Annotated in this window: 14 protein-coding genes and 1 tRNA gene; 7 read left to right on the top strand and 8 right to left on the bottom strand. The window is 64.6% G+C overall.

Annotation, left to right across the window (positions count from 1 at the left end):
* Positions 1–197: 197 nt before the first annotated feature.
* On the bottom strand, positions 198–1,661 hold the full coding sequence (locus ACOOHB_RS03275; RefSeq protein WP_420443389.1) for an HNH endonuclease signature motif containing protein: 1,464 nt from the start codon (positions 1,659–1,661) through the stop codon (positions 198–200).
* 613 nt (positions 1,662–2,274) lie between these two features.
* A complete protein-coding gene (locus tag ACOOHB_RS03270; RefSeq protein ID WP_420443388.1) occupies positions 2,275–2,517 on the bottom strand; it encodes a hypothetical protein in 243 nt (80 codons plus the stop codon).
* Between the two features lie 49 nt (positions 2,518–2,566).
* On the opposite strand from ACOOHB_RS03270, the gene ACOOHB_RS03265 reads away from it, so the two are divergent.
* Complete coding sequence (locus ACOOHB_RS03265) at positions 2,567–2,977, top strand: hypothetical protein (RefSeq protein ID WP_420443387.1); 411 nt, start codon at positions 2,567–2,569, stop codon at positions 2,975–2,977.
* Between the two features lie 119 nt (positions 2,978–3,096).
* Here ACOOHB_RS03265 and uvrB read toward each other — a convergent pair whose 3' ends face one another.
* Positions 3,097–5,211: an excinuclease ABC subunit UvrB gene (gene uvrB / locus ACOOHB_RS03260; RefSeq protein WP_420443386.1), complete on the bottom strand. Its 2,115-nt coding sequence runs from the start codon at positions 5,209–5,211 to the stop codon at positions 3,097–3,099.
* A gap of 178 nt (positions 5,212–5,389) precedes the next feature.
* On the opposite strand from uvrB, the gene ACOOHB_RS03255 reads away from it, so the two are divergent.
* On the top strand, positions 5,390–5,899 hold the full coding sequence (locus ACOOHB_RS03255; RefSeq protein WP_420443385.1) for a hypothetical protein: 510 nt from the start codon (positions 5,390–5,392) through the stop codon (positions 5,897–5,899).
* A 45-nt stretch (positions 5,900–5,944) separates the two neighbouring features.
* Here the strand turns inward: ACOOHB_RS03255 and coaE are convergent, their stop codons facing one another.
* From coaE to ACOOHB_RS03230, 5 genes are all read right to left on the bottom strand, one after another.
* Positions 5,945–6,574: a dephospho-CoA kinase gene (gene coaE, locus ACOOHB_RS03250; protein WP_420443384.1), complete on the bottom strand. Its 630-nt coding sequence runs from the start codon at positions 6,572–6,574 to the stop codon at positions 5,945–5,947.
* 29 nt (positions 6,575–6,603) lie between these two features.
* Positions 6,604–7,947, bottom strand: a complete 1,344-nt coding sequence (gene rpsA, locus ACOOHB_RS03245; protein ID WP_420444645.1) for a 30S ribosomal protein S1 — start codon at positions 7,945–7,947, stop codon at positions 6,604–6,606.
* 249 nt (positions 7,948–8,196) lie between these two features.
* Positions 8,197–10,917 (bottom strand): DNA polymerase I, encoded by a 2,721-nt coding sequence (polA, locus tag ACOOHB_RS03240; RefSeq protein WP_420443383.1) that lies wholly within the window; start codon positions 10,915–10,917, stop codon positions 8,197–8,199.
* Between the two features lie 62 nt (positions 10,918–10,979).
* Complete coding sequence (locus tag ACOOHB_RS03235; RefSeq protein ID WP_420443382.1) at positions 10,980–11,555, bottom strand: ANTAR domain-containing response regulator; 576 nt, start codon at positions 11,553–11,555, stop codon at positions 10,980–10,982.
* Between the two features lie 157 nt (positions 11,556–11,712).
* Positions 11,713–11,795: transfer RNA gene (locus ACOOHB_RS03230), tRNA-Leu, on the bottom strand.
* A gap of 147 nt (positions 11,796–11,942) precedes the next feature.
* Here ACOOHB_RS03230 and fabD point away from each other — a divergent pair.
* From fabD to ACOOHB_RS03205, 5 genes are all read left to right on the top strand, one after another.
* On the top strand, positions 11,943–13,127 hold the full coding sequence (fabD, locus tag ACOOHB_RS03225) for an ACP S-malonyltransferase (RefSeq protein WP_420443381.1): 1,185 nt from the start codon (positions 11,943–11,945) through the stop codon (positions 13,125–13,127).
* A gap of 14 nt (positions 13,128–13,141) precedes the next feature.
* The gene (locus ACOOHB_RS03220; protein WP_420443380.1) at positions 13,142–14,107 is read left to right on the top strand and encodes a beta-ketoacyl-ACP synthase III; all 966 of its coding nucleotides are present in this window, start codon (positions 13,142–13,144) and stop codon (positions 14,105–14,107) included.
* A 52-nt stretch (positions 14,108–14,159) separates the two neighbouring features.
* On the top strand, positions 14,160–14,894 hold the full coding sequence (gene fabG, locus ACOOHB_RS03215; RefSeq protein ID WP_420443379.1) for a 3-oxoacyl-ACP reductase FabG: 735 nt from the start codon (positions 14,160–14,162) through the stop codon (positions 14,892–14,894).
* A gap of 108 nt (positions 14,895–15,002) precedes the next feature.
* Positions 15,003–15,236 carry an acyl carrier protein gene (gene acpP / locus ACOOHB_RS03210; RefSeq protein WP_419552816.1) on the top strand — a complete coding sequence of 78 codons (234 nt, stop codon included), beginning with the start codon at positions 15,003–15,005 and terminating at the stop codon, positions 15,234–15,236.
* A 10-nt stretch (positions 15,237–15,246) separates the two neighbouring features.
* Complete coding sequence (locus ACOOHB_RS03205) at positions 15,247–16,428, top strand: beta-ketoacyl-[acyl-carrier-protein] synthase family protein (protein ID WP_420443378.1); 1,182 nt, start codon at positions 15,247–15,249, stop codon at positions 16,426–16,428.
* Positions 16,429–16,460 lie beyond the last annotated feature (32 nt).

The raw sequence follows: 16,460 nt of genomic DNA, 5'->3' as shown, positions 1-16,460 counted from the left end.
CAATCCAGCAGGTTCCAACCTCGCAGAGTTCTCCTCCGCCCTCCACAACTATTCGCCTTGCTCTAGGCGCTGGCGTCACGTAGGTCTCGGCGGATTTCGCTCGGAGGCGGGCAGTGGCCAGCCCGGGGGTGGGGTTATGGGCTGCGGGCGGTGGCTGGTGCGCCAGCGGGCCCGGAATGCGCCTGCGCAGGGTGCGGCTACGGGCTGCGGGCGGTGGCTGGTTCCCGGGCGGGCGGCCCGTTGCTGTTTGGAGTGGGCGGCAGGAGGTGGGGTCGGCCGTCGGGTGGGGTGTGGATCTTTCGGTCGTGCTGGTGGAGGTCTGTGTGGCAGTCCCAGCACATCGATGCCAAATTCGGAACTTCGGTGAGTCCGCCGTTCTCGAAATAGTCGATGTGGTGGGATTGGGTGTGGTCGCTGGTGAGCTCGCAGCCGATGCAGCCCCCGTCACGGGCCGCCAAGATGAGCCGCTGGGCATCGCTGGCGTTGCGGGTACGCCCCAGGGCCAAGTCGGACCAGTCGGATTTGAACACCGCAGGCAGCACCTTGGCGTCGATGGCGTATTCGGCGAGCTGTTGCGCTGACAGCGGCGTGCCGTCGTCGAGCCGAGGGTTGACGAGCCGGTCGTTCACGACGTCGTAGTCCGCGATGATCATCAGGCTGGTATTCGTCCGCCGCGCTGTGGATGTGCCGGCGATGAGGTCGCTGATCGCATCTGAGGTGAGCTGCGTTTGCGTGGGCTCAACGTCACCGCTCACGCTGCCGTCGACGTCGATGCCCACACGGTCTCCGCTGCAGCCATTGCTGCGCACACGGCTGCCGCTGCCGCCGTTGTTGTCTTGGGCGCGGCGGCGTGCAGAACGCACGGCGGACTGGATCGCGCTGTTGAGGTGGCGACCGGTCATGAAGTCGAACGTGGCAAACAGATGCCACATGCCGTCGCTGCCCAGCCGCATCGACCCTGACCGCTCAGCGCGCTGCAACTCGAGTTCCGCGTCGATCGGGCCGAGCCCCTTCGCAGCGGCCTCTGCCTCAATGTCGGCGTACACCTGCTGGCTCACATAGGCGAACGGGTGACGCGCCACCGTGTCAGAGGGATACGCCCGGCACAGCTCCAGGAACTCTTCTTCACTGCGACGATGCTTCTTGGGCGCCTCGCAGGCGATCACCTTCGCATGAGACGCCAGGATTTTTCCGGACTTGAGCGCATCAAGCGTCGCGGTCATCTCGTGGGAGACGAGACTCTCGGCCAGCCGGGACTCCGACCGTGCCTGTGAAGAGTTCATTCGGGTCAGCTCCCGCAGCTGATGGGCCGCTGCCTGAGCGCCGACTCGCGACGTCATCTCGCCCAAAGCAGCCAGATACTCCCCCTCGACACGAGCACGTTCACCGGCCAACGTCATCACCAGGTCCTTCAGGTCCCGATAACTCAGCTCACCGAGTTCGACATCGCCAGCCGCAGCTTGATACTGAAATGGCTGAACGTCCGGATCCTGGTAGCTGAGCCCGCCGAGTTCGGCATCGGCCGTGCTGTCGTGCCGGGCGTCAACCTCACGAGAAGAGCCAGCGTCATGCCGCCCGACGTCTGTTTCATCGACACAACCGGCCGTCTCGGCTGCCGATGTTGCACCGCAATTGCGGTGTGCAGACAGGTCGATGAACATAAAGAAAGCATACACTCGTACGCCAACGATTACAACCATTTGCGCGCACCAATTTCAGGGAATTTCCGAGAACCACGGTGAGATTCTTGCAAATAACAGGTTGCCAGAGCTCAGCTGCTTCATGCGTCGAAGTACGGGTCTCAAAACGTTTGACAGTGCTCTAGCGAATGCCGACAATGGCGCATGACTGCAGGACATTCGCTTACGCGATCAGTGGGAAGTCGCGAATGGCCGGACGTGATGGCGACAACCGTGACGGTGATACCTCACTACACCCCCCAACATCCGAACCGCATATGAATTCGCCAGCGAGTCGCCGCGACTCAGATTCGAACTGCTATAAACCAGCTCAACGTTTTGCTCTGAAGCTTAGAATGGCTCAGACCCGCCGCCCCTCATTACGTATAAATCAGGGCGGCGGGCCGTTCGGAGCGTAGCTGAATGAAGAAGTTGGTTACTGACGCCAGCATACTATTCCGGCTACAAACCAGCCTTCAGGGCAAGCGAGTCTGTTCCTCAACTCAGCGAATTCTCTAAGACCCATATCAGAACACTTGCCATACTCTATAGAGAAATCACAGTCATAAAACTCGGATTGCATCTGTTCCAGAGCCTAAGTGTCTTCAGGATCATCACATTCTCTGTAATCAGAGTTCGTGGTGTCAAGGAAACCACATTCTTCCGCGAGCTGAAGCATTGTAGCACTGTGCGCAATAAATGCTGGATATGCTGCTATAGATTCTTCTTCCTCGGTCACGGTTTCCGTCTCGGAACCGGTCTCTTCAGATGCGGAAGTGCCGCCGTTGCTCCCTTCTTCAGGGTCTTCGACAGATGTCTCCTCCTCTTCCTCGGTCACGGTCTCCGTCTCGGAGCCGGTCTCCTGGGGTTGAGAAGTAGTCGGCGCAGTGCTTGTTGTCGGCACCATCTCGACCGCCTCGGAAGTGTCCGTCTCGACCTGCTCGCTTGACGGAGTCGCTGCGTCGGTTGTCGGCGCCGGCTGGGGCACGGTCGTCGCTGCGGGAGGCTCCGTGGATGCCGGCATGGTCGATGCAGGCGACTGCCCGGCTGCATCGGCCTCGCCGCGTTCCGATGACAGCGCAATCGCCGCTGCGACCACAGCAACCACAACTGCGGCTCCGGCAAGACTCGCCAGCACGATCTTCCCGCCAGACCAGCCGCCCTTGCTCGCAGCACCCGACGCTGAGGGCCGCTTCGACCGATTCCTGCGCATCCTGTCCCCCGCCGCTCTGGCCTGTCATGGCTGGCCTGTTATCACTGGCTTCAGCCGGAGCGGCGTGGCCAGCATGATCAGATGAGCGAGCCTGTTCGCGAGGTGCGACAGCCAACCGGACTTCGATTGCTATCGGACTATCTGCGGTAGTTCTCAATCCAAGAATTCAGCGGTGGCAGCGGCGAATTGCAGCAGCCGTCGTGCTCAGGCGCTGGCGTCTCGCAGGTCTCGGCGGAGTTCGCGTAGTTCGTCGCGTAGGCGAGCTGCGTACTCGAATCGCAGATCGGCGGCCGCTTCGGCCATCTCTTCTTCCAGCGAGGCGATGAGGCGGGTGAGATCGTCAGGCGGGAGGTCGCCGTAGGCGGCTCGCAACCGCTCGGCGTTGACGCGCCCTGACGCCAGCTTCTCGGGCACAGGAGCAGTCTTGGCAGGGCCCCGCAGCACCTCCAGGATGTCGGTGACGGCTTTGCGAATGGTCTGGGGGTCGATGCCATGCTCGGCGTTGTACGCCTGCTGCAGACCGCGGCGGCGATTGGTCTCCGACACCGCCCGCTGCATCGAGGGAGTGAACTGGTCGGCATACATCACGACCTGCCCATCGACGTTGCGAGCGGCTCGGCCGATGGTCTGGATGAGCGACGTCTCGCTGCGCAGAAAGCCCTCCTTGTCTGCATCGAGAATTGCCACGAGGCTCACCTCGGGCAGGTCGAGGCCCTCCCGAAGCAGGTTGATGCCCACCAGCACGTCGAAATGCCCGAGCCGCAGGTCCCGGAGAATCTCGATCCGCTCGATGGTGTCGATCTCGCTGTGCAGATAGCGGACCCGCACCCCCAACTCCAGCAAGTAGTCGGTGAGATCTTCCGCCATCTTCTTGGTGAGCGTGGTCACGAGCACCCGCTGGCTCTGTGCAGTTACCCGTTCGATCTCGACCATCAGGTCGTCGATCTGGCCCTTGGTCGGGCGTACGACAATCTCGGGGTCGACCAAGCCGGTGGGCCGGACGATCTGTTCGACCACCTGGGAGCTCGTCCGCAGCTCGTAGTCCCCCGGCGTGGCCGACAGGAAGACGACTTGGTTCAGCCGGTCCATCACCTCGTCGAAGCGCAACGGCCGATTGTCCCGCGCCGAGGGCAGCCGGAAGCCATGTTCGACAAGGGTGTCCTTGCGCTTCCGGTCGCCGGCGAACTGCCCATGCAGCTGGGGCACCGCGACATGACTCTCGTCAATGACCATCAAGAAGTCATCGGGGAAGAAATCCAGCAATGTGTACGGCGGCTCGTCATAGGTGCGCCCGTCGAGGTGCATCGAGTAGTTCTCGACACCGTTGCAATAGCCCAGCTCGCCCATCATCTCGAGGTCGTACTCGGTGCGCATACGCAGACGCTGTGCCTCGAGGAGCTGGTTGTTCTTCTCGAAGAACTGCAATTGCTCTGCCAGCTCCACCTCGATCTTGCCGATCGCGACCCGCAGCTTGTCCTCGCCGGTGACGTAGTGCGAGGCAGGGAACACGGTGACTTCTTCGAGCTCGCCCAGACGTTCACCAGTCAGCGGGTCGATTCGGCTGATGCGGTCGATCTCGTCGCCGAACAGCTCCACCCGCACCAGGAATTCCTCGTACGCGGGATGGATTTCGAGCGTGTCGCCGCGCACCCGGAACCGGCCTCGAACAAGGTTCATGTCGTTGCGCTCGTACTGCATCTCGACCAGACGACGCAGCACTGCACGCTGTTCGACCACCTCGCCCACACGCAGGTACAGCATCTGACGCAGGTACTCGGAGGGCGCGCCGAGCCCGTAGATGGCCGAAACCGATGCCACCACGATGACATCCCGGCGGGTCAGCAGTGCGGCTGTGGCCGAGTGGCGCAGGCGGTCGATCTCGTCGTTGACGCTGGAGTCCTTCTCGATGTACGTGTCCGAGGTCGGCATGTAGGCCTCAGGCTGGTAGTAGTCGTAGTAGGAGACGAAGTACTCCACTCGATTGTCGGGAAAGAACTCACGGAACTCGTTCGCAAGCTGCGCCGCCAAGGACTTGTTCGGAGCCAGCACCAGCGTCGGACGCTGGGTGCATTCGATCGTCCACGCGATCGTGGCGCTCTTTCCCGAGCCGGTGATGCCCAGCAGCGTCTGGAACCGGTCCCCGCGGCTGACGCCGTCTGCCAGTTCTGCCACAGCGCGAGGTTGGTCTCCGGCTGGTTCGAAGCCCGCCACGGCCCGGAACGGATGAGCGGCGGTTGGCTTCGGCAGCCAGGGACGGGTTTGACCGGTTTCGTCCAACTCTTGGTCCCGGTGTGGCGGGGCCGTCGAAACCGATGCCATGATTCCGAGGCTAGGGCCGGGACGCGTCGCCATCCCGCCAGCGCCAGCTCATCCGAAGGGGGACACTGTTGGCGCAACCAGCACCGAGGTGACCCCCTGCGGCCATCCGGTGTGGTTATCCTGCCGCGCTGACTACTGACCCGATGAAAATCGACCTCACTACCGCACGAGACCGCTCATGAGCCGCGACGAAACCGACGCCACTGCGCCACCCCAAGACGCGCTCGACGACGCTTTGCCCGACGCAGACATCCTCGAAGACGGCATCGAGCCGATGGAGGAGGATCTCGAGGCCGAAGAGCTGGGGGTCGAGGATCTCGACGATGACCTGGCCGACGACCGCGACGACTTGGAAGTCGATGAGACGATCCCTGTCGAGAAGGTCCCGAAGCCGAGCCACGAGGTGCCCGCTGGTGAGAGCCCGACCGACGACGAAGACGACGACGAGGACGACGAGGAACTCGAGGCCGACCTCGGCGAGATCCTCAAGGAGCGGCTGGCGTCCGAAGACGACGACGAAGACGACGAGGACGACGAGATCGGCATGGTCACCGGCACGCGTTCCTCCTCCAAGCAGGAAGACGAGATCCTCTGCGAGGGCTGCTTCCTGCTCGTCAAGCCGTCGCAGTACGACACACGGTCGCCGGAGCCCAGCTGTCCGCACTGCGGAACACCGCTCGCCTACTGAAATCGCGCGAGGGCCTGCCTGACCGGGGACGGCCCTCGTCGAGCCTCAGGCAGCAGGTTCGCTGTGGGGCAGTGCGCTCGCCCATGCGAAAGCCGCGTCGATGGCGGTCTCCAGATCAGCCAGATCGCCTGAGTTGTCGATGACCCAGTCGGCGATGGCGAGGCGCTCTTCCCGCGGCAATTGCGCGGCGATGCGCGCACGTGCGTCGTCGGCAGAGAACCCCCGAGAGCTCACGAGACGCTCGACGGCGACGTCGGTCGGTGTGTCCACGACCAAGATCCCGCTCGTCTGGTAGCGGGGCCGTTGCCCCTTCGCCAGTCCCTCTCCGAGCAGAGGGATGTCGAGCACGACCATCCGGTCCGTCCCCTCCAGCTCGCCGAGCCGGCGACGAATCTCACGACCGACCGGCGGATGAGTGATCGCATTCAGATCAGCGAGCGCATCGGGGTCAGAGAAGACGATTGACGCGACCGCGCCGCGGTCCAGCGTGCCATCGGGGGTGACGATGTGATCCCCGAAGCGCGCAACCATCTCAGCGAAGACCTCGCCCTTGGGGTCTTGCTGCTCGCGGACTATTGCATCAGCATCGATGAGCGCAGCCCCGCGCAGCACAAAGCCTGCCGAGACAGTGCTCTTGCCACTGCCGATGCCGCCGGTCAGCCCGACTGCGATCATCAGACCGCGTTCGCAGTGGAGCGAACGGTTTAGCCGTCACCCTCAGGGGCGGCCGCAGAGGTCTCTTCGACTTCAGCGGGCTCACCGTCGGGACCCTGATTCTCATAGTGCGCGAGGGCCTGGCGATAGGCCTCTTCGCCATGCTCCTCGTAGTACTCGCGCCACGCCCGCTCGGCTTCTGATTCCTCGCCTTCGGCCGGCGTCTCATAGGTGAACTCGCCGATGAAGTTGCCTTCCTCGTCGTACGCATGATCGCCGAACGCTTCGCGGTATTCCTCCGCGACCACGCCACCCTCAGCAGCTTGCTTGATCGACAGGCTGATGCGCCGGCGCTGCAGGTCGAGATCGATGATCTTCACCCACAGCTCCTCGCCAGGGGTGACGACCTGCTCGGGAAGCTCGACGTGATGCGCGGACATCTCGGAGATGTGCACCAGGCCCTCGATGCCGTCACCGACCTGCACGAATGCGCCGAATGGCACCAGCTTCGTGACACGGCCGTAGACCAACTCGTCCACGCGGTGGCTGCCGGCAAAAGCTTCCCAGGGATCCTGCTGTGTCGCCTTGAGCGAGAGCGAAATGCGCTCGCGGTCGCGGTCGATCTCGAGCACCTCCACCGTCACCTCGTCGCCGATACTGACGACCGAGCTCGGGTGATCGACGTGCTTCCACGACAGCTCCGACACGTGGATGAGGCCGTCCATGCCGCCGAGGTCCACGAATGCGCCGAAGCTGACAACCGAAGAGACACGGCCGGTGCGTCGCTCGCCTCGCTTGAGGTCGCGCAGGAAGCCCTCTCGCTCCTCCTTGAGGCTCTCTTCGAGCCATGCACGCCGGCTGAGCACCACGTTGTTGCGGTTCTTGTCGAGCTCGATGATCTTCGCTTCGAGTTCGCGACCCACATAAGGGGCCAGATCGCGGACTCTCCGGAGCTCGACCAGCGACGCAGGCAGGAAACCCCGCAAGCCGATGTCGACGATCAGTCCGCCCTTCACGACTTCGATGACTGGGCCCATGACAACGCCGTTGGACTCGCGAATTTCCTCAATGCGGCCCCACGCACGCTCGTACTGAGCCCGCTTCTTGGACAGCACCAAGCGACCGTCAGGGTCTTCCTTTTGGAGGACGAGCGCTTCGATCTGGTCGCCGACATTGACGACCTCGGACGGGTCGATGTCGTGGCGGATGGACAGCTCCCGTGACGGGATGACGCCCTCGGACTTGAATCCGATATCCAGCAGCACCTCGTCGCGGTCGACCCGCACGACGGTGCCGGCCACGATGTCGCCGTCGTCGAACTCGACGATTGTCTGCGCGACGGCGTCCTCGAAGGAGATGTCAACCAGGTCGTCGACAGTGACGGTCCGCGGCACGTACTCACCCGCATCGGTGAAGGTGCCGAAGTCGCTCTTCGAAGCTCCGTTGGACCCTTCGTCGCTTACACCATCACCGCCCGTCGGGTCCGGTGGGGCCTCGGCAGATTCTTCGAGTTCGGGGGCGGGGACAAGTGCGTCGGTCACGGAGGGAATGCTCAGGTCGGAAATACGGGCGCAGGCGGCCGAGCATGCCGCACACAGCGCACGGAGATGCTACCGGCCCTGTTGCGTCAAGACTTGGGCTGTTCAGCCCTTGGCGTCTGCCCAGGTGGAGCCCATCGCGATGTGGACTTCCAGCGGAACCGCCAGATCGGCGGCATGCCGCATTGTCTCAACCGTCAGCTCGGTCACTTCGGCGGCCTCGGCGGGGTGCACTTCGAGAATTACTTCGTCGTGCACTTGCAGCACCAACCTGCTCGCTGCGGAACGATCCCCCAAGGCCGCATCAAGCCGGACCAGCGCCACTTTGAAGATGTCCGCGGCGAGTCCTTGGATCGGAGCATTCATGGCCTGACGCTCAGCAGCCTGGCGTACACGGAAGTTGCGAGAGCTCAACTCGGGAAGCGGGCGGCGACGGCCGAAGGCCGTCTCGGTGTAGCCCCGCTCACGACTCTGCTCCACCACCCCATCCATGAACGACCGCACCTTCGGGAACGCTTCGAAGTACGCGTTCAGTATCTCTGCCGCTTCGTCCGTGGGCACGCCGAGGCGCTGGGAGAGGCCGTACGCCTCCATCCCGTACGCCAGGCCGTAGCTCACCATCTTCGCCACCGATCGCTGCTTCGGGTTGACGTCGTCCGCGCCGATGCCGAACAGCGAGGCGGCCGTTGCGCTGTGGATGTCATGTCCCGCCTCAAAGGCTCCCACGAGACCCGGGTCGCCGGACAGGTGGGCAATCACGCGCAGCTCGATCTGGTTGTAGTCGGCGATGAGAAGCTCGAATCCATCGTCAGGCACGAAAGCGCGCCGGAACAACCGGCCCTGTTCGGTCCGCACCGGGATGTTGTGCAGGTTTGGATCTTCGGAACTGAGCCTGCCGGTGCGAGCGACCGTCTGGTTGAACGTGGCGTGGATGCGATCATCGGGGGCGACGCACTCGAGCAAGCTGACGCCATAGGTGGATCGCAGCTTCTCCACTTCCCGGAAAGCCAGCAGCCGGTCCACGATCAGGTGCTCCCCTCGCAGCGACTCCAGCGCTGCTGCGCTCGTGGAATACCCGGTCTTCGTCTTGCGCTGCGGTGTCAGGCCTAAGTCCTCAAAGAGAACCTCGGCCAGCTGCTTGGTCGAATTGACGTTGAGATCGTCCCGGCCGGCCAGCTGCCGTACCTCGGCTTCCAGCGCGAGCACTTCGCCGGTGAGATGATCACGCAACGACTCCAGCTCGCCGCGGTCGACACCGATCCCGACGGTCTCCATGCGAGCCAGGACCGAGATGAGCGGACGCTCGATGTCCTGATACAGGTCGGACATTCCCAAGTCTGCGAGTTGCCGGTCGAGCATCGGCGCCAGCATCGCCACGGCGAGTGCGTCGCGACCAGCCACCGCGCCCCCAGATGGCCCGTCGGCGTCGAGATCGTCGAAGCCCAACTGGCCCTGGGTGTCCCCGTCGCCGAGCTCGGTGCCGCAATGTCGAGCGAGGAGCGTGCCCAGCTCGTCGCGTCCCTCAGACGGGTGGATGAGGTAGGCGGCGATCGAGGTGTCCACGGCGAGCCCAGCGAGCGTCACTCCGGCATCGAGATCGCCCGCAAGGCGAGCGAGTGCGCGCATCAGCGACTTCGCCTGGTGGACGTGGACGCCTGGTCCTTCGTTCCCGACCAGATGCGCTACTGCCCGGGCAACGTCCGGCAGCACGAGATGCTCGGAACCGAGAGCGAGCACGGTCCCCTGCGAGGGGTCGATGGCGACCGCAAGCACACCCAACGTGCCATCACCCTCGATGGCGAACCCGAGCGCGACAGGTCCGTCTTGTTGGGCCAGTTCGCTCAGCAGCGCTGTGGCATCGGCGCTTGAGGCGATCGGCAGCAACTGCGCGTCCGCAAGCCGAGCAGTGTCGGGCGAACTCGTGTCCGGCACCAGCAGACCGTCCAGCGGAGTGCCGACCAGGGCGTCCCGGAGCCGGGCGTGCAGGCTGCCGAACTCCAAGAACTCGAACGTGCGCGCTGCGAGCTCGGCATCGAAGCTGTCCCAGCGGAGATCAGCTGATGTCACTTTGATCGGCGCATCCATCCGCAAGGTCATGAGGTCGATGTTGCGCCGCACGACATCGCTGTGCGCCGCAAGATTCTCGGCCAGCTTCGGGGTCTGCTGCGCGGCCGCGGCCAGCAACTCCTCGACGTTGCCGTACTTGTTGAGGAGCTTGGCCGCAGTCTTCTCTCCGACCCCAGGCACTCCTGGCAAGTTGTCCGACGGATCGCCACGAAGTGCGGCGTACTGCACGTAGAGGTCCGGGGTGACACCGGTGCGCTCTGCGATACCCGCTTCGTCGTAGAGCGCATAGTCAGTGACGCCACGCCGGTTGTACAGCACCCGGATCCTGGGATCGTGCACGAGTTGGTACACATCGCGGTCCCCGCTGACGATCAGCACATCGTCGCCGCGTTGTTCGGCCTCAAACGCCAGGGTGGCCAGCAGGTCGTCGGCTTCGAAGCCCGAGCAGTCGACGGCCGCGATGTTGAGCGACTCGAGTACTTGGCGCACCAGACCCATCTGGTCGATGAGCGTCGAGGGGGTTTCATCGCGGTGCGCCTTGTACTCCGGCGCAGCGATGTGGCGGAACGTCGGCTCGCGACGGTCGAAGCACACCGCTATGGCGTCGGGACGGTGATCCCGTACCAGGTTGATGAGCATGGACGTAAACCCGAAGACGGCGCCGGTGGGTTGTCCCGAGCGGGTGGCCATGTCCTCAGGAACGGCGAAAAACGCCCGGTAGGTGAGGGAGTTCCCGTCGAGCAACAGGAGCTTCGACATCGGAATTCTCCCAACTGTGTCGGGGCGGTCGCCTGAGGCTGGCAGATTCAGATGGGCAGGTTCTAAGGAGTCAGCAGTCCGTCGACGATCTGTTGAGCGATGTCTCGCATCTTCGCGCGGTTGGCCATGGCCGTACTCCGGATGAACTCGAACGCATCCCGCTCGGAAAGCTGGAAATCGTCCATCAGCAAGCCCTTCGCACGCTCCACGGCTTTGCGAGTCTCCAGCTTCTCCTCGAGGCTCTCGACCGTGTCTTCTAGCTCTCTCATTTCCGTAAAGCGACCCCATGCCACCTCGATGGCCGAAACAAGCTCTTCACGCTGAAACGGCTTCACCAGGTACGAGAGCACGCCGGCGTCTCGGGCTTCGGAGATGAGGTCGCGCTTGCTGAACGCAGTAAGGATGAGCACAGCGGAGGTGCGGTCGCCCGCCACCTCCCGCGCTGCGTCCAGGCCGTCGCGCCCGGGCATCTGGATGTCGAAGATGCACACCTCGGGCTGATGCAGGCGGGCCAATTCCACTGCCTCGTCACCTCGACCCGTCTCCGCCACGACCACGTAGCCCTCGTCTTCGAGCATCTCGCGCAGATCGAGCCGGATGATGGCCTCGTCCTCTGCGATCACGACTCGCTTGGACACTCACGCTCCCCTGGCGGAAGAAGGTCGCACCGGCGGGCAGGACCTGCCGGGCTGCTGCGGATCGGTCAGCTTACCGGTCGGGCTGCGGGGCCTCGCCGAAATTCTGTGTCGCAGCCTCCACCTCTGGCTGAGGGTGCCGACTTGCCGCGAGGCCGCGTGCCCGGGGCGGGAGTTGAACCCGCACGCCCGCGAGGGCAGAGGATTTTGAGTCCCCCGTGTCTGCCGTTTCACCACCCGGGCTACGGGCCGCTCAGCGTACTCAGCCGCGCGGTCGCCCTCGCACCGAAACGCCACCTACCCTTTCGGCTGAATCCCAATGTGCGTTCACCGCGCCGCGGCCCGGGCTCGAGCCCGGACTTCCCGCACTGGCGCTGCGGAGGAGGCCGAGTGCTCGCATTCACATTTCCGGGTCAGGGCTCGCAGCAGTCCGGCATGGGGGAGCCCTGGACTTCGCACGAGTCGTGGGAACTCGTCGAAGAGGCATCTGACGCCTGCGGCCGCGACGTCGCAGCGCTGTTGTGCGAAGCCGACGCCGACGAGCTTCGCCATACCCGCAATTCGCAGCTCTCCACCTTCGTGCTGTCGATGGTGGTGCTCGACGCAGTCGAGCGCACGGGAGCGACCTTCTCCATTGCCGCAGGGCACTCGCTTGGCGAGTACAGCGCGCTGACCGCAACCGGCGCTCTGGCCTACGACGATGCCGTGCGGCTCGTCGCCGAACGCGGCGAGGCCATGCAGATCGCCGCCGATGAGCAGGAAGGGACGATGGCAGCGGTGCTCGGTCTCGACGACAACCTGGTGGCGGAGGCGTGCGAGGCCACCCCAGGCGATGTCTGGGTTGCGAACTACAACGCTCCGGGCCAAGTCGTCATCGCAGGCGCTCCCGAGGCCGTCGCCGCCGCCGGCGACGAAGCGAAATTGTCGGGGGCCAAGCGCCTCATGCAGCTGCCCGTCGGCGGCGCATTCCACACACCGTTCATGCAGCCCGCCCGAGACCGGCTGCGCAAGGCGCTGGCCGAAGTCGAGATCCGTGCTCCGAGCGTGCCGGTAGTGGCCAACGTCGATGCGCGCCCACGTTCGGATGCCGACGAGTGGCGCACGGTGCTGGCCCAGCAGCTCACGAGCCCAGTGCTGTGGCGGGCCAGCCTCCATGCGTTGGCCGATTTGGGAGTCACGACGTTCGTGGAACTCGGCCCCGGCAAGGTGCTCACCGGCATGACCAAGCGCACCCACAAGGGAGCGAGGGTGCTGTCGGTCGGTGCCCCCGCCGAGATCGACGCCTTCATGGAAGAGCTGGCGACCGATGCCCCTTCTGCGCCCACGGTTGTGGGGGGCGAGAACCTCTACGTCACCGAGCGACTGATCGTGAGCCCGTGCGCAGGGCTCTTCACTCTTGGCGCGGGCGTCGGCGACGGCCAGCAGATCAGGGTGGGTGATGTGATCGGGCACGTGGCCGGAGAGGAAGTGCGCTCTGCATTTGCGGGTACTGTCATGGGGATCATGGCCGTCGAAGGTGAACGAGTCACCGCACGGCAACCCGTCGCGTGGCTGCGAACGGCAGACGGCACCTGAAGGGGAGGCCACAGATGACGCTCACTGCGGGCTGCGCCTCGAACGCGCGCATCGTCGGCATCGGCACGGCGCTCGGAGAGCGCGTCATGACCAACGACGACCTGGCAGAGATGGTCGACACTTCCAGTGAGTGGATCATCGAGCGCACCGGCATCAAACAACGAAACATCGGCGGCACCACCGCAGGGTTGGCGGCACGAGCGGGGGCAGCGGCGATGGAGGTCGCCGGCGTCGACCCTTCCGGCATCGACATGCTCATACTCGCGACCACCACACCGGACCGCTGCGTTCCCGCTTCGTCGTCGAGAGTGCAGGAAGCCCTCGGTCTCGACTGCGGTGCAATGGACGTCAACGCCGCGTGCTCGGGCTTCGTGTACTCGCTGGTTGCGGGTCACGGCATGATTGCCATGGGTCACGAGCGTGTGCTGGTCATCGGTGCTGAGGTGCTCTCCCGGATCATCGACTGGACTGACCGGGCCACCTGCATTCTCTTCGCCGACGGTTCTGGAGCCGCAGTGCTGGAACGCAGCGAAGAGGGCTCCGATCTCCTCGGCTGGCATGTCTCCAGCGACGGCTCCATGGAGGATCATCTCTACTGCGAGCACGACGGCTACATCCAGATGGCCGGCCAGGCGGTCTTCAAGAAGGCCGTGCTCGTGATGGAGGAGTCGGCACGCCAGTCGATGAAGCAGGCCGGACTGACGCCCGACGAGATCGACGTGGTCGTTCCGCACCAGGCAAACGTCCGAATCGTCGAAACCGCCTGCAAGCGGCTGGGCATTCCCTTCGAGAAGGCTGCGATGGTCATCGAACGCACCGGCAACACCTCGTCAGCGTCGATCCCCCTGGCGCTCGATGACGCAGTGCGCGGCGGGCGAATCAACAAGGGCGACCACGTACTGCTGGTCGGATTCGGGGCCGGCATGACCTCTGCCTCGGCGTTGCTGCGCTGGTCGGGTGCTCCGGCCCAGGCTTCGTGAGCCGGAAGATTCCCGCACGACCCGGCGACCAGCACCACGCACTCGGCACACGATGAACGCCTCAACTGCGCGCCCCTCAACAGCACGGACGGTGCTCGTCACCGGCGGCAGCCGCGGCATCGGATTAGCGACAGCGCGCCTGTTCGCCGACGCAGGCCACCATGTCGCCGTCACGAGCCGCACCGAGGCTCCTGACGACGAGCGGCTGCTGTGGGTGGCGTGCGATCAGGCCGACAGCGATGCGGTCGACGCCGCCTACCGTGACATCGAAGCAGAGCTGGGACCGGTCGAGATCTTGGTCGCGAACGCCGGCATCACGCGTGACCAGCTCGTGCTGCGCATGGCCGACGAAGACTTTGCCGCGGTTGTCAACACCAATCTCACCGGCGCGTACCGGATGGCCAAGCGGGCAGCGCGGCCGATGCTGCGGGCCCGCTGGGGACGGCTGATCTTCGTGTCCTCGGTGGTCGGGCTGCTGGGGTCTGCGGGTCAGGTCAACTACGCCGCATCCAAAGCTGGCCTCGTGGGGATGGCCCGGTCGCTGGCTCGCGAACTTGGCTCACGTGGCATTACCGCGAATGTCATTGCCCCTGGGCCGGTCGCCACCGAGATGTTCGGTGCCTTGAGCGCCGAGCAGCAGGCCGCGATCACCGGGGCTGTTCCGCTGGGCCGTGTGGCAGAGCCGTCCGAGATCGCCGCTGCAGTGGCGTTTCTGGCGTCCGACGACGGCGCCTACATCACCGGGGCTGTGCTACCCGTCGACGGCGGCCTGGGGATGGGTCACTGAACGATGGCGGTATCCGAGCAGGACGTTGACCGCAGGGGTTCTACACTTCCCACTCGCACGACCGTCGCGGGTTCGTGCGGGTGAGAATCCACACATGAGGGGATCAGCATGAGTGACACGTTGGATCGATTCCGGGACTGCGCCGTCGAGGTGCTGGCCGTGGACCCCGAGCAAGTCACGCCCGAGGCCAGCTTCGCTGACGATCTCGACGCCGACAGCCTGGATCTCGTCGAGTTGGTGATGGCTCTGGAAGAGGAGTTCGACATCAACGTGGACGAGGAAGAGCTGGAAGGCGTGACCACTGTTGCCCACGCGATCCAGCTGGTCGAATCCAAGCTGTGAGCTACAGCCAGTGAGCGACAGCCGTCGGGTAGCTGTCGTCGGCCTCGGCGTCATTTCGTGCGCTGGGACCGGCGTGGACGACTTCTGGCAGGGTTTGAACTCCGAGCCGCCAGAGGGCGAACGTCGCGTCACCGACTTCGACCCAGCGACGTACTTCGACAACCCCAAGGAGGCGCGGCGGGCCGATCGGTCAACTCAGCTCGCCATGGCATCGGCTGCGCAGGCCGTCGCCGACGCAGGCGACTTGGCGTCCGACCCGGCGCGCTGTGGAGTGATCTACGGAACGGGCGTCGGCGGACTTCAAACCTTCGAAGACCAGGTTCTCGTGCTCGACCGCAAGGGCCCACGCCGGGTATCGCCGTTCATGATCCCGATGATGATGCCCAACGCTCCCGGTGCTGCGATTTCGATGCGGTATGGCCTGGCTGGCCCCTGCGAGGTTCTGACTACAGCCTGCGCAGCTGGGACTCACGCGATCGGGTACGCAACGCGGCTGATCCGCGCCGGAGCCGCCGACGTGATCTTGGCCGGCGGCTGCGAGTCGGTGATGACTCCCGTGGGCACCGCTGGCTTTGTCAACATGACCGCGCTGTCGACGAGCGGCGTCTCGATGCCGTTCGACAAGGAACGCGACGGCTTCATGATGACCGAGGGCGCTGCCACTCTGGTGCTCGAAGACTGGGACTCGGCGGTCTCGAGGGGCGCAACCATCCACGGCGAAATCCTTGGTACCGGGTCCAACGCCGACGCCCACCACATCACTGCACCGGCACCCGGTGGCTCGGGTGCGTTGCGCTGCATGCAGCTCGCCATCGAAGATGCCGGATTGACACCAGCCGACATCGTGCATGTGAATGCTCACGGAACGTCCACCCCGCTGAACGACGCTGCAGAAGCCGAGGCGCTCAACAAGCTGTTCGGCCCGAGCGGACCGCTGGTGACGTCAACCAAGGGCGTCACCGGCCACGCGCTCGGGGCCGCAGGAGCGTTCGAGGCCGTGGCGGTGCTGATGTCGATGCGACATCGCAAGATCCCGCCGACAGCCGGCTGGACCACACCCGATCCCGAGCTCGCGGAGTTCAACCTGGTGACCGGTCAGGCTGCCAACTGGGAGCCCGGCCCCTCGCTCAGCAACTCGTTCGGCTTCGGCGGCCACAACGGCTGCCTGGTGCTGGGCCCAGCCGTCTCCTGAACGACGGCCGCCAAACGAGCGAAGCGCATCGC

Source organism: Candidatus Poriferisodalis sp. (genome assembly GCF_965215815.1).
Taxonomy (GTDB): Bacteria; Actinomycetota; Acidimicrobiia; order Acidimicrobiales; family Poriferisodalaceae; genus Poriferisodalis.
The sequence above is the reverse complement of the archived record's forward strand: the minus strand, read 5'-3'. Positions and strand labels throughout refer to the sequence as shown.

Excerpts from the sequence above, each read along its gene's own strand:
- ACOOHB_RS03275 (WP_420443389.1), bottom strand. The coding sequence starts at position 1,661 with ATGTTCATCGACCTGTCTGCACACCGCAATTGCGGTGCAACATCGGCA.
- uvrB (WP_420443386.1), bottom strand. The coding sequence starts at position 5,211 with ATGGCATCGGTTTCGACGGCCCCGCCACACCGGGACCAAGAGTTGGAC.
- ACOOHB_RS03255 (WP_420443385.1), top strand. The coding sequence starts at position 5,390 with ATGAGCCGCGACGAAACCGACGCCACTGCGCCACCCCAAGACGCGCTC.
- coaE (WP_420443384.1), bottom strand. The coding sequence starts at position 6,574 with ATGATCGCAGTCGGGCTGACCGGCGGCATCGGCAGTGGCAAGAGCACT.
- polA (WP_420443383.1), bottom strand. The coding sequence starts at position 10,917 with ATGTCGAAGCTCCTGTTGCTCGACGGGAACTCCCTCACCTACCGGGCG.
- ACOOHB_RS03220 (WP_420443380.1), top strand. The coding sequence starts at position 13,142 with ATGACGCTCACTGCGGGCTGCGCCTCGAACGCGCGCATCGTCGGCATC.
- fabG (WP_420443379.1), top strand. The coding sequence starts at position 14,160 with ATGAACGCCTCAACTGCGCGCCCCTCAACAGCACGGACGGTGCTCGTC.
- acpP (WP_419552816.1), top strand. The coding sequence starts at position 15,003 with ATGAGTGACACGTTGGATCGATTCCGGGACTGCGCCGTCGAGGTGCTG.